Consider the following 15,054-nt stretch of genomic DNA (forward strand, 5'->3'; position numbering starts at 1 on the left):
GTGCTCCTGGTTGACCTGAAGCGGGGCCTGGCGCTGGTTGCGCTGGTGGCCGGACTCGTTGTCGCGGGCAGCGCTCAGGCGCAGTCGCGCGTGGCCACTGCGTTTCCGCTGACGCCTCTTCGGCCGGGGACGACGGCGCTCGACCTGGGCCTGTCCGTGGAAGGCGACGCCCGCCAGATTCGCGTCGCCGTGAAGGCGACTTCGGCATCGTCCGGCACGGTGGTGGACGTGCGAGACCTGGTGGTGAACCGGGACCTGGCTGGCGCGGTGCCGTTCCACGTCCGGGTGCCCCTGCGCCGGGAGCTGCCGTCGGACGCCGTGGTGGAGGTCGAGGCATCCCCCACGGAAGGCGGCACGGGGACGCCGCTGATCGCCCAGTTCGATTTGACCCAGGCGCCTCCCGTCGTTCCCGCGGGCTCGGTGCGCGTCAACGCGAGCCAGGACCTGTCGCACCTCGTCGTCAGCGTGCAGGCCCAGGGGCCCGTGGCGTCCGCGGAGCTGACGCTCGTCGGCGCGTCGGTGGAGGCCCTGCGGCGGGTGCAGGGAAGCCTGAGCGACGCGGAGTCCGTGGCCTTCGCCAGCGTTCGGCGGCTGATGTCGCGCCCGCGCGAGCAGAACTCGGGGCAGATCGACTTCGTCGTCCCCATGCTCAATGGAACGCAGGTTCCCGCGGATGGCGTGGTGGTGGTGGATGTCGCCGTCCAGGACCCCTACGGACGGGTCGTCAACACCTCCGCCGTCGAGTTCACCAGCGGGCGCGCGTTCGATCCGCTCGTGGGCATCTCGTTGAGCCCGTCTCCCTTGCTGCTCTCCGGAGGGTACGGTTCGTCCGTGCCGGTGCAGGTCACGGGGCATTTCTCGCTCGCGGGAGATGTGAACCTCAGTGGTGCGCTCCAGGGCGTCGTCTACGCGTCCTCCGATGCATCCATCTTCGTCGTGTCGCCGGAAGGCGTCGTCCAGGCTCGGAATGACGGGACGGCCACGCTGACTGCGACCTTCGCGGGGGTGACCGAGACCGCGGTTGTCGTGGTGGACTCGGATGCGGACCTCGTTGGGGTCCAGTTGCTGCCCTTGCAGCCCACGGTGGAGCGCGTGGGCGGGACGTTGGCACTGCGCCTGGAGGGCATCCTGTCGGATCCCGCGGCGCCAACGGGTGAGCGTCGCGTGGACCTCACCGCGGGCAGCCTGGGAACCGTGTGGACCTCCGAGGCATCGGATGTCGCCACGGTGGGGCAGGACGGAAGGGTGACGGGCTTGCGCCCGGGCGTGGCCCGGATTCGCGCCGTGCATGACGCCTTCAATGCGTCCATCGACGTGGCGGTACGCGACGGTGCTCCCACCATCCGAATCGCGGCCCCCTCGACGGTGACCGCCGGAACCTCCTTCGATTTCCATGCGACCGCGACGGACGACATCTCGGTGTCGTACGTCGAGTTCCTGGTCAACGGGGTCCCCGCGGGCAGGGACATGGAAGCGCCGTACTCCATGCGCATCCAGGCCCCTCCGTATGGTGGCGCCACCATGTCGCTGTCCGCGGCGGTCGTGGACAGCGGCGGCCAACGGGTTGAAGCACCGGTGGTGAAGGTGCGGGTCGCGGGCGTTGCCGCACCGAGCACCCAGCCCGTGGTCATCGAGGCGCCGACGCCTGGCTCTCTGCTCGTTCAGGGGCTTCCCCAGGTGCTGCGTGTCACGAGCGGGGCTTGGACGGGTGGCGGCCTTTCGACCGAGGACTTCCAGGTCGTGCGGTACTACGTCGACGATGTCTTCGCGGGCTCCGTGGACCTTCCGCGGGTCGAGATTCGCAGGCATCCGAATACGGGGGACATCATCCCCGTCCCCCTCTGGGAACTCACCTTCACGCCTCGGTCCGGCACGGCTGGAACGAGCCTCGCCATTCGGGTGGAGGCCCTGGATCGAGGCGGTGCCCTGGTCCGGTCCGACACCTTGCTGGTGCGCGTCGTCCGGGACACGCCACCGCTCTTGAGCGTGGAGCAGCCTCAGACGGCCACCGCGGACGCCGTTGCGGGCACGCCTTTCCGCGTGACGGGCACCGTGAGCGATGACGCCCTGGCCTTCGGCACCCAGGTGTCGCTGCGCGTGGATGGCACCACCGTGGACGCCGTGCGTGTCGCGCGCGGAGGCACGGGCGGAACGGCGTCGGGGAGCGAGCGGTTCAATCTGGCGTGGACGCCCGCTCGTACAGACGTGGGGCGCGCCCGCAGGTTGGAGTTGGTGGCGACGGACAGCGCTGGGAATGTTGCGTCCAGGCTCTTCACCGTCACGGCCAAGGCCAATGCCGCGCCCCACATCGCCATTCTTTCCCCAGCCTCATCCCTGGTGCTGGTGGGCGGAAGCCAGGTCCGGCTCACCGCGAGCGTGACGGACGACACGCCCGACCCCGTGGAGGTCCGGTGGCTGGTGGGGGAGTCAGTCGTAGGCAGATCCTCCGTACCGCCTTACAACGTTGCCTACACACTGCCGTCCGTTACGGCGTCCACGGAGTTGACGGTCGTCGCGGAAGCCCGCGACTCCGCGGGGAACACCGCCCGAACCCAGGTGAAGTTCTTCGCTGTTCCGGACACCAAGGCGCCCGCGGTGTCCTTCGTCGTTCCCAGGAACAACGTGTCGGTGCCCCGGACGAGTGACCTGCTGGTCACCGTTGCGGGGCTCGATGACGTCGCCGTGTCCAAGGTGGAGATCCTCCTGAACGGCACGGTGGTCTTCACGGACAACGCGCCCGGAACGCAAGGCGGCGTGCGGGGATCGTTCGTCACGCACACGGTGCTCACGGCGGCCCAACTGGGGACCGCCGCGACGCACACGTTGGAGGCCAATGCCTACGATTCGTCGAACAACGTCGGCGTGGCGCCCAAGGTCACCGTCAACACCACCGACGATGCCAAACCTTCGGTGGCGTTCGCGCCGTCCACGCCGACCGAGGCCACCGTGGGCACGGACATCCACGTCGAGGTGCTCGCCACCGACGACGTGGGTGTCACGTCGGTGGAGCTCCTGGTGAATGGCGTGTCGAAAGGCACGGCCGTGGTGGCGCCGTACCGCTTTTCGTTCACCGTCGATGGGCCGCCGGGCACCGTCCGACTGGAAGCCCGGGCGCGCGACCAGGCTTCTGAATCCACGGCGGAGGCCTTCCTCACCGTGGTTCCGGACACCCGCAAACCGCTGGTGACCTTCCGCGCGCCGCTCCTCGGCGCTCCCGTCTTCGCGGGGCGTCCGCTTTCCGTGGAGGTCGCCGCGGCCGACGACGTGAAGGTCGCGAGGGTCGAGTTGTTCGCGCCCCACAGCCTGGGTGCACTGACCCAGGGCACCGAGGAGAACCTGTACCACGTGTACCGGTGGTCGCTGCCGGCCACCGCCATTCCCACGGAAGGGAAACTGAAGCTGAGGGCCGTGGCCACGGACTCGTCTGGACTCACGGCGGAGCGGGAGCTCGAGGTCGCGGTGGTCGAGGACCTGCCGCCCGTGGTGACGCTGACGTCACCGGCCTCTGGGACGATCTACAAGGAAGGTGAGGACGTCCGCATCGTCGCCACGGTGGGCGATGACGACGGCATCATCGGCATGATTGGCCTGTCGGGAGGGCAACGGCAGGGCGTTCTTCCCGAAACGGGACCGGTGATTCCGATCAGCGCCCAGCAGTCCTTCACCGTCTGGGCGCCCATCATCAGCCAAGGCGCGCTGCCGACCGTGGGCGTGGAGGTGCGGGATACAGCGGGCCAGACGGGCAAGGCCGAAGTACACCTCTCGGTCCGAGCGGACACCGAAGCCCCGACGGCGGAGTTGCTGGCACCCGCGGCACCAAGCAATGGCGGCCCCTTCTCCGTGCGATTCAACGGCGCGCTGGGCGTGCGGGTCGCGGTCCAGGACGACGTTCGTGTGGCGAAGGTCGAGGTGGAGCTGGCGGCTCAGGACGGGACGCGTGTGCCGCTGGTGGGCGCGGACACCCTCCTGTCCGCCAAGGACAGCCGTTACGAGGAGACCCGGGTTCCGAATCCGCTCGCGCCTGGCGAGATCCTCATCAGCCGTCGGTTCTTCGCGAGCTTCGAGGGCACGGTCAAACTCCAAGGCGTCGCGGCGGGACAGTACGTCCTCAGGGCACGGGCCTTCGATCCGGCGGGCAACGCCACGCCCACCCAGGACCTGGCGTTGGAAATCGTCGAGGCCCAGGACTCAGAGGCCCCTCGCGTCACGATGCGGTTCCAGGGCACGCCCTCCGACAAGTCCTGTGTGGCCGGCTCCCAGATCACGCTCCATGTCGACGTCACGGACGACGGCACCATCCAGACGTTCAGCGCGGAAGCCGACAACGCGCCGCTCGAAGTCACCGGCTTCACGCCCGGGCCGCGCGTCTCGCGCACCTGGGACCTGACGCTGCCCGCGCTGGGGACGTTTGGTTCCCGGACTTACACCGCCAAGGCCCAGGCGACGGATGCCGTGGGCCGCACGACCCACGCGAGCGTGAGCTGTGAGTTGGTGGCGGATGTCCCGGCCGTGGTGCGCTGGGTTCAACCGGCGAGCGGGGGAGGGTTGATCGAGGAGGCGTCGCAGGCCGCCGTGGTGGAAGTCGAAGAAGACACGGGCATCGGCGCGGCCTGGCTGCTGGCGACGACCGTCGCGCCCGTGAACTTCACCGGCGAGGGCCGCTTCCTGCTTCCGACGTCAGGGGCGTCCGGGAACGCCTACGGCTCCGCCATCCGGTTGGAGTTCGGGCCTGCTCAGGCCTTCGCGGTGACCGCGGGTCCCACCGCGTTGGAGGTCTCGACACCGGCCACGGGTGTGGTGACGGGCGAACCCCGACGCCTCATCTTGACCGCCGAGCCCGAAGCGGCAACCGGCCTCAAGGCCGAGGTCCGCTACCAGTTCACCGTGACGCCAGGGATGGAGGGGAACGCCTCCGTGCAGTCCTTCATCGCCCGGCATCCGGGTGGCGTGCGCCAGGTGGACTTGAGCACGGCGCCCCACCAGGCGGACCTGACGTTCCCCTCTGGACTTGTCGTGGAGGACGTCCGGGTGGCGTTCCTCGCCCAGCCGGGAACGAACGCGACCTCCGCTGTTTCGGACGTAGGCATTCGCTACGAAAACCAGTTCGTCCAGGTCCGGGCCGGGGCGGGTGGTGAACGGATGACGGCGCAGCCCTGGGCGATGACGGTGACGCCCGGGAAGAGCACGCCCGTGAGAACGGACTATCGCCTGCCGGCGGGCTGGTCCCCGAGCCCTGTCACCCTGAGCGCGGTCGTTCGTGACCTCGCGGGCGCTGTGACCTTGCGAAGTCAGCAGGTGGCCGCCGTTCCCGACACCCAAGGGCCCGAGGTCCGAATCAGCCAGCCCATCGCGGGAAGCTCCGTGGTGGCCGGCATGCCATTCACCGTGCGCGTCCAGGTCCGTGATGCGGTGGAGGTCCGTCGCGTCGAACTGCTCGTGGATGGAGCACCTCGGGGGACGCGAGAAGGACGTGACCTCACGGACGTCGGCTTCCCCATCTCCATTCCGGCGCCAACGGCCGGCGTCCCGATCGCCATCACGGCCATTGCCGTGGACCAGGCTGGCAATGCGTCCGTGTCGCAGCCGCTCTACCTGGATGTCCACGAAGACAGGCCGCCGCAGGTCGCGCTGCGACGGCTCAGGTATGACCTGACGCCGCAAGGAGGAGGGCTCCACAACATCTCCGAGACCGAGCTGAACAGCGGCTATGTCCGGTTGATTCAGGCCGTGCCGCACTCGGTGGATGTGGCCGCCAGCGACGACGTCGGGCTGGCGCAGATTGAAATCAGCTACCTGGGCGCCACCCTACGGTCCGTCACGCCGCCCGCGGGAGCGCGGGAGGCCCTTGAGACCGTGACGTTCACCCCGCCGCCCGGGGCGAACGGTGCCCCCACGGTCTTGCAGGTCCGGGTCACCGATACCTTGGGCGCGCAGCAGTCACTGCGACTCGTCATCGAGGGGCGCAAGCCGCAGGCTCCGTCACTGGTCATCGCCAGTCCGGTGGCGGGTGCCACGCTCACCGAGGGAAGCCTCGGACTGGTGCTCTCCTCCGTGGCCGCCGACGACACGGGCGTGGCCCGGGTCGAGTACTTCCTCAATGGTCAACGGGCGTTGTCCGTGTCCAGGGCCGAGGCGAATGACATCAGCGCCATGCCAGGAGACGGTTCGGAGGGCAGCTACCCGCTGGCCAACGACCCGATGCTCCAGAGCGCCATCGCGCGGCTGCCGGATGACTTCCGGAGAGACCTGTCGCGGGTCAAGGAGTTCCGGGGCAACGTTCGCTTGCCACCGGGATTCGTCGCCTTGGATCCGAGCCGTCCGGACACACGAATCACCCTTCGCGCCGTGGCCACCGACCAGGAAGGGCACGTCTCCTGGTCGGAGCACACTGTTCAGGTCGTCCCCGACCAGACGCTGCCGACTGGCATCGTTCTCCGGCCTTCCTTCGGCCAGGACCTGGTGGAGGGGAGCGCGGTCATTGTCGAAGCCGTGGGCATCGACAACATCTTCATCGAGGAGCTCGAAATCCTCGTCGGCCCCACCTTGAACCAGCTTCGAGTCATCCGGACCGCGGGCGGATTCAGCCCGGACTCGGCGGGTGAGCGGGACGGCTACTCCTACTCCAGCCCGGTGGTCCGCGCGGAGTTCACGGTCCCCCGATTGAACGAGCTGGGGGCAGGGGACTCCGCCCCCTACTTGATCGCGGTCCGCGTCCGGGACTCCGCTGGGAACTCCAACGAGAATGAGCTCGCGCTCCAACTGGTCGACATCGTTCGGGACCGCGAGCCCGCGGTGTCGCTGATCTCGCCAGTCGACGGCACGCGCGTCGTCGAACAGAGCTTCGTCACGGTGACGGTGTCCGCGGAGGACGACGTGGCGGTCACCAGTGTCTGGCTCTTCGTCAATGGTGTGGAGCAGAGCCTCGTGCTTCGGGCTCCGCCGTTCGTCTTCAGTGTTCCTGTCCCGGAAGGCGCGGAGGCCCTCACGATCCAGGCCGCCGCGCGAGACTCGTTCAACCACGAAGTTCGCAGCCAGGTGGTGCACCTCCCTGTCGTCAAGGACCAGCCTCCCACGGTGGCCATCGCCGAGCCTCGAGCAGGCGTCACGCTCACCGAGGGACGGGACTTCGCGTTCGTGGTGGCGGCGCAAGACGACGTGGGCGTCACGTCCGTCGAAGCGGTCGTTGAAGGCGGCATCGGTGGGACGCTGCGACTTTCCGCTTCAACCGCGCCCTATCGGTTCCGCGTCCCGCTTCCGTTTGGCTCAAAGGACCGCACGCTGACACTGCGGGCCACGGCGAGAGACACGTCCGGGAAGGAGGCGCGCGCCCCCGTGGTCCAGGTGTCCGTGCAAAAGGATGAGACGCCCCCGGTGGTGTCGTTCCTCCGTCCGGCGGACCAATCGGAAATGGTCGAGGGGCAAGTCCTGCGCGTCGAAGCCACCGCGGACGACAACGTGGGCGTCGTTCGAGTCGCCTTCAAGATCGACGGCCGGGACCACGTCACCATGCCCGCGCCGCCGTACGCGTTCTCGTACCGCGTGCCGCAGGCGAAGGTGGGCAGCCAGCTCTCCATCGAGGCGACCGCGACGGACACGTCTGGCCTCACGTCCTCCAGTACGGTGAGGGTCGGTGTCGTGAAGGACGATCCGCCCGTTGTCGCGCTGAAGCCGATTTCCCAGATGGTCGCCGGTCGTCCGACTGCCCTGGTGGCGGAGGCCTCGGACGACGTCGCGGTCGCGAACGTGCGCTTCTTCGTGACGCGCCCGGGTGAATCCGAGGTGGAGATTGGCCGGCGCAACCAGTTGCCCTTCGAGTTCATCTACACGCCGGATCGCAGCTTGGGCATCGATCCGCCTGCGACCCTGACGTTCCGCGCCAGCGCGAGTGATGTCGCGGGCCAGGAGGTGTTCAGCAGCCCCGTTTCCGTGACCATTGAAAAGGACCAACCGCCCACGGTGGCCATCACCGGTCCGCCTTCGGGCAGCGCGATTTTCGAAAGCGCGGCGGTCAGGCTGGAGGCGGACGCGAGGGATCGTGAAGGGCCCGTGAAGGCCGTTCACTTCTTCGTGGACGGCCGGAACGTGGCGACCTCCTATGCTCCGGCGGGCTTCGCTGGAAAGCCCACGGTCTACGCCGCCACGTTCCATCCCGAGCTGGGCAGCGGCAACCGGACCCTCGTCCTGACCGCGGTGGCTGTCGACTCCGCGGACCAGGAGACGGAGTCGCAGCCGGTGCTCCTGGGGACCGTGCAGGACACGGTCCCGCCCGAAGTCGATCTGGTGGATCCGCCCGGCCACGAGGTGGTGACGGAAGGGACGTCCATTACGCTGTCCGCCGCTGCGTCGGACAACGCGACGGTCTCGAACGTCGAATTCCTGCTGGATGGCGTTGTCATCGGCTCCACGACGGTGTCCGTCCCAGGGCCCGCGAACAGGCCCCTGTTCAGCGTGAACTGGCCTGTGCCCACGGACCGGGCCGGTGCCGAGCTGTCCTTCCGCGCCGCCGCGATGGACCCCAGTGAAAACCGGGGCATGTCGGCCACGGAGAAGGTGGAGATCGGCATGGCGCCGGCCTTCACCTTCGACCCGTTCCAGGGTGGCGTGCAGTCCTTCATGCGAGAGGGCCCGCTTGACCGGCTGCTGCTCGGACTGGATAAGGAAAACGACCATCAGGTCGCCGTGGTCCAGCTTGGCGAGGGGACTGCGACGACGCTGGGCAAGGCGTTCGTGGATGGCCCGCCGCGAGCCGCTGTGCTGTTGCGGGATCTGGCCGTGGTGGCGACCGGACGCTCGGGTACCCCGAGCACCGTGCAGTATCCGCCGCAGCTCACGCTCATCGACCTGGCCGGCGTACCGAGCGTGATTCCGCGCAGGCAGGGCTCCGTTGACCTCCCGGGTGAATCCATCCATGGGTTGGCCGTATCGGGTCACCTTGCCTTCGTGGCCAACGGCGCGGCAGGCGTCGCCGTGGTCGACATCGAGGACCCAGAGGCCCCGGTCCGTTTGAACACGCGGCCCATCACGGGCACCGCCCAGGACGTCGCGGTGCAAGGCCACCTGTTGCTCGTGGCCGGAGGTCCCGCGGGCCTCCGCGTGCATGACCTGCGCGATCCGTCCTTCAGGGAATTGAGTTACCTCGCGCTGCCTGGAGAGGCCGTGCGTGTCGTGGTGCAGGGCGCGCGCGCGTACGTTGCGTGCAAGGACCCTGCGGCGACGTTGGCGGTCGTGGACCTGTCCCAGCCGAACAGCCCACTGCTGAAGTCGCTCCTGACGCATCGCCCGAAGAACGCGGCCTTGCGCGCCACGGGGCTCTCGGATGTCGCGGTGAGCGGCAACCTCGCGGTGGTGGCCGCTTCGTTGGTGGACGCCAGAGGCGTGCCCACCAAGGGGCTGCTTTCCGTGTCGGCGCTGCGTCCGGACGGAGCCCTGGAGCACGATCCCCTCAATGCTTCCGAGCCGCTCAAGGCCAATCTCCCACGTGCGAACGCAGTGTCCATCGCCTCGGGTGTCCCCCTCGCCACCTTCGGGGTGACGGGGAGCGCGGCATTCACGCCAGGGCGACTCGTCGTCACGGGCGTAACGCCCGACGACGGCGCGGCCCAGGTGGCTGTCAACGCCCCGGTGGCCATCGAGTTCTCGACGCCTCCCGCGCCCGACACCGTCACGGCGCAGTCCGTCCGGCTCCGGAAGGGGGACGCGACGATCGGCCAGTGGGTCGACGCGACGCTCGCGGCGGACGGCAGGACGGTGACCATCACGCCCGCGCAGCCGTTGGCCGTGTCGACGCAGTACTTCGTCTCGGTGACAACGGACGTGAAGAGCGTCGGTGGAACGGCCTTGTCGGAGCCGTTCATCGCGAGCTTCAAGACCCGGGCGACCGCCAACGCATTGCCAAACGTGTCGAAGGTGTCGCCCCCGGCGGGACCGCTCGCGGGTGGAACGCAGGTGACGATTCACGGCGACCACTTCGCAACGGGGGTCCGCGTCTACATCGGCAACTCCGAGGCGCGGGTGCTGCAAGTCGCCGAGGTCCCCAATAGCATCGTTCTCCTCACGCCCCCCGGTGTCGAGGGGCACGCGGTCGTGACGGTCGTCAACCCGGATGGCGGTGAAGCGTCCGTCGTAGGCGGCTTCGTCTATCTACCGATGCTGCAGGTGTCGTTGGTGGCCCCTGCCTCGGGTCCCGTGGCCGGTGGCACGCAGGTGGAAGTGTCGGGCGCGGGCTTCCAGCGTGGCGCGACCGTGACCTTCAACGGCACCGCGGCGACACAGGTTCGGGTCCTGGCTCCCGGACGGCTGGTCGCCGTGACGCCCGCGGGGGTGTTCGGTCCCGCCGACGTGCTCGTGACGAATCCGGATGGCGAACGCGCCTACGCGCCCGGTGCGTTCCTCTACAGCCGGCTCGCGGTCTCCAGGGTCATTGGCCGCCACGATCCGCATGCGAACCCTGGTGGCCAGTCGGACCACGAGTTGTCCCAGGGGAATCCCCTGGCCGTGGTGCTCCGGGACAAGACGGCCTGGGTGTTGTCGGCGGCGCAGGTCTACACCGCGGCGAGAACGCCCGCCGAGTTGTTGTCGAACAGCATTCCGGGCGGACTGGGTGCGGTGGATGTCACGACGCCCGAGGACGCAGCGGTGCTCGGCGGCATTTCCATTCTGCCGCCCTACGAGCCCGTGGCGCTGGCGATCCGAGGAACGCGTGGCTTCGTCGTCGCCAACGGGAAGTCCCTGCCGCACGTGGACGTCGCAGGGGAAGGGCAGGCGGCACTGCTCGTCTTCGACCTGACGCAACGGACAGCACCCACCTATGTGGATGTCGTGAGCTTCCCTGGAACGGCGCATGCGGTCTCCCTGGTGGGGGACCTCGCGCTCGTCGCCGCCGGAGAGGCGGGCCTGCAGATGTTCTCGATCGCGAACCCGGACCGGCCCCTGCTGCTGGGCGCGAAGCAGAACTTCCTGATGGCGGGCGTTTTCGGCCCCGTGTCCGTGCAGAAGGTCACGGCCTCTGGACGGCATGCGTTGATTCAGGCCACCCGGAACGCGGCGACCAGTACGTTGCTCGTGGACCTCGCGACGCCTGGGCTCTCCGTCCTGGGGGAGCTGGCCGGAAACTACGGCGAGATGGACATTCGCGGTCCGCAAGCGCTTTCGGCTGCACGGTCGCTGCGCACCGTTTCGCTGACGCCGACGTCACGCCCCTACGTCCATGCGGTCATTCCTCCTCTCATGCGTTCGGGGCTCTTCGTCAGTGGGGCCGCCCATCCGCATGTCATGGCGGGCATCACCTCGCCCATTGGACCGCTCGGCAGTCCCGCATCGTTGCAGCTCGTCGAGGCGTCCAGCATGGCGTCGCCCCGGAGCATCGACGCGATCGACCTGTATCCTGCGGTCAGCCTGTCCGGTGTGGACATCGACGGCGACGTGGCTGTCGCGACAATTTCGGCGACCGATATGCGCGCCGCGAAGAACGCCCTGGCCGTGGTTCGGCTGCCGTTCCCCGTGGTGGTCGCCAGCACACCGGAGAATGGCCAGGAGCATGTCCGCCCCACGGAGGCAGTGCGGCTCAGCTTCAATGTCCCGGTGACGCGGGGCAACCCGGGGGACAGCTCCATTCGGCTGTACGAACTCGATGGTTCGGCGGAAGGCAAGGACGTCACCGGGACAGTGTCGGTGGTCGGCACGGAGCTGTCGGTCATGCCCGCCGACCAGGAGCTGGGGCTGTCGAAGCGGTATCGACTGGTCGTCCAGGGCCTCCGTGAGGTTGTCGAAGGGAGCTCCGCGACTGGGGCGCTCATGCCAGGGCCCTACACCCTGGAGTTCACCACGGCGGCCGCGCGCGACGCGGTTCCCATGCACGTCACGAAGCTTTCGGTCCGGGAAGGTCCTGTGGAAGGTGGGACCGAACTGAAAATCGAGGGCAGTGGGTTCAGTCCAGGCCTCAAGGTGACCTTCAACGGGGTCCCCGCGGAAGCCCCTGCCGTGTCCGAGGACGGAACGGAGGTGACCCTGCTCACGCCGCCGGGCGTCGAAGGTGCCGCGACCCTGGAGCTGACGAGCCTGTCCGGGGCGTCGTTGGTGATGCCGGGCGCGTTCCTCTACAAGCGAGCGTTGGGCCTCACGAGCGTGTCGCCCTCGCGCGGCCCCACGTCCGGAGGCACACGCGTCATCATCGAGGGGCACGGGTTCGCGGTCGATGGGCAAGTCATCGTTCGCTTCAATGGCGTCGAGGCCCAGCGGGTTCGAGTTCTGGGGTTGAACAGGCTCGAGGCCTACACGCCGAACGGGGCCCCAGGCGTCGTGGATGTCTCCGTCCAGAATCCCGACGGCGTTGTCGAAACGCTCCAAGGGGCCTTCATCTACGACGCCCCCGTCGGCGCCTCCGTGGCATTGGCGGGGACCCTGCGTGACGCGGTGGTCATTGGTTCCTACGCCTATGTGGTCGGTAGTAACGGCCTGCACGTGGTGGACATGTCGGGCGTCTACACGCGAGGGGATGCTGAGCTCCAGGGCCTCCCCATTCCGCCGGACCGCCAGGCGGGGGTTGTGGACGAAGACGGTCAACATGGCGACGACCGAATCATCGGCACCCAAAGCGCGGGAGACTTGTGGGCCGTGTCGTACCCCGCGACAGGCGGACACCGGCTCTTCGCCAGCGGTGTCTCCGCGCGAGATGAGGACGGTGCCGTTCTCGCGGGAGCCATCTACGAGTTCAACATTCAAGACCCCGCGAATCCCGTTCTCGTCAATGAGCGCGCCATCCTGGGGGCCGGCGTGTTCGATGTGGACGCCCGTGGAGACCGGCTGCTGGCGGCTGCCACCAGCGCGGGCTTCCACACGTTCGACATCTCGTACGCGCCATTCCCCATTCGCGATTTCGCTTCAGCCCCGCACGCGCAGGCCGTGGCGCTCGAAGCCGGGCAGGCCGTGGCCGGTGTGGGAACCCGAACGCAGGGAGGGACCGTCACGGGCGGGCGCCTGCGCACGCTTTCGGTGGAGGGGCCTCTCGCGGTGCAGGGGGAACTGGATCTCAATGTCCAGCGAGTGCGGTTGCGGGGCCCCCTCGCGGTCGTTGCGGCGGGCAGTGCCGGGTTGGTGCTGGTGGACGTCAGCGACCCTGCGCATCCGGAGATCCTGAAAACGGTTGATGTCCATGGGTTCGCCACCGACGTGCGTCTGGTGGGGTCGCTGGCCTATGTGTCGGCGGGCGCCGCAGGTGTGGCGGTCGTGGATGTGAGCAACCCGCGCGAAGCGCAACTCCTGCACCATGTCACAGGCGCGCATGCGGGAAGCACGTTCGCGGCGGCCGTGACGCCGGGCGGACGGGTGGTGAGTCTGCGTCAGCGCACGGGGGGCACTTGGTCGTTGGATTTCGGTCCGGGGACCGAGCTGTCCGTGACCAGCGCCTCCGTCTCCACGGGTGACGTGGTCCCGCTGAACCTCGGCTCGATCACAGTCACGTTGTCCACCACCGTGGACCCCACGACCGTCGACTCCGCGGCCCAGCTCACCGCGGGAGGCGTCCTGGTGGCTGGCGAGTGGGAAGCGGGAAGCGCCCAAGAGAGCCGCAGCACCATGGTCTTCAATCTCGCCCAGCCGCTGCCTCCGGACGCGCCCATGCGGCTGTCGTTGAGTGTGGACCTGAAGAGCCGCGATGGCGCGCAGCTCGTGGCGCCCTTCGAGGTCGAGTTCTGGAGCGCGGGGGCCGAAGGAGGCGCGCCCAGGCTCACGCAGGTCGTTCCTCGCGTGGGGCCAATCACCGGCGGAGGGATCAGCGAGCTGCTCGGGTTTGATTTCGACGAATCCGTCGAGGTCTTCGTGGGTGGCGCACCCGCGAACGTCCTTGCTCGGTCGTCGGGGCGGCTCACCGTGGAGATTCCGCCCGGTGGTCCCGGGCTGGCGGACGTGGTGGTGCGGAGCATGGCCACGGGGCTGAGCTCGCGCCGTGAGGGTGGGTATCTGTACACGCTGCCGCTCTACGTCGAGAGCGCCACCCCTCAGTTCCTGAATCCTCGCGGTGGGAGCACGGTGGACATCCAGGGCACGGGCTTCCTGCCGGCTTGGGCCCATCCGCTCGGCTCCACGCAGGTGCGGGTCCGCGGCATTCCCGCGACGCAGGTGCAGGTGCTGTCACTGACCCGCATGCGCGCCGTGGCGGGACCGGGCTCCTTCGGCGACGCGCCGGTCGTGGTCGTGTCCCCTGACGGCATCGAGCGAAGCACCGCGCCCAATCGTGTGGGCTACGGTCTCCCGTTTTCGGGCGAGGAGAAGGCGCTGTCGGTGAGGCCGGGCGCGCTGTCTCGCAGCCCGCTGTCTCCGTATTACATCTATGCGTCGGGTGGCTCCTCGGTCAGCGGCAACCGGTTCGAACAGGAGTACCGAGGGGAGCTCACCGGAGATGGCCGGGTCCCCCAGTCCTATCGGATGGCGGCGTTCGACGTGCAGTTGGCGACGCGGCCCAGGGCCGCTGGCGCGCAGGTCGTGAATCCGGACGGCTCGGCCAACGCGCAGATCGACAGGCTGGTCGCGGTGCTGCAGGGACGGTTGCCCAACGGGACGCCGTTGCCGGATGTCGAGCTGATGCCGGACTCGCTGGACGTGGCGATCTCGGGCGACAAGCTCTATGTCGCCAATGGTCAGAGCGGTTTGTCGGTGATTGACGGTCGCGGCACCTCCGAGCAGCCCGATGGAACGCTCGAGAGCCTGAAGTTGCTGGGGCGTGCCAAGGTGTCTTCCGCCGAAGGCATGCTGGCCTCTCGCGTGATCCCGACGCCGGTGGGCGCGTGGGTCTTGTCGAATGGCCTCCGAGACGACCCGACTGTGCCTCCGCCCAACCTCTGTCTCCCCTTGAAGCCGATGATTGGCTTCGGCGGCATTCTGAGCCTGATTGACGCGCGCAACCCCGCGGACCCGGTCCTGGTATCGCAAGTGGGCGGCGGCGAAGCCTTCCAGCCCTATGGCGCGACGGTGAAGAACGGGCGGCTCTTCGTCGTTACAGGTGAGCACCAGGGTGCCCAGTACGTGAAGTGCGAGCCGGCCCAGCCCATGCCCCCGGTT

The 15,054-nt window shown here is 68.5% G+C and carries 1 protein-coding gene (running past one end of the window); it reads left to right on the forward strand.

Annotation, left to right across the window (positions count from 1 at the left end; genetic code table 11):
• Nucleotides 1-15,054 carry the 5' portion of an Ig-like domain-containing protein gene (locus A176_RS15040; RefSeq protein WP_049872307.1) on the forward strand. Its footprint extends 3,303 nt past the window's final position, so the window shows 15,054 of its 18,357 coding nt (coding positions 1-15,054); its start codon is at nt 1-3; the stop codon falls past the right edge of the window.

The organism is Myxococcus hansupus (assembly GCF_000280925.3).
Lineage (GTDB): Bacteria > Myxococcota > Myxococcia > Myxococcales > Myxococcaceae > Myxococcus > Myxococcus hansupus.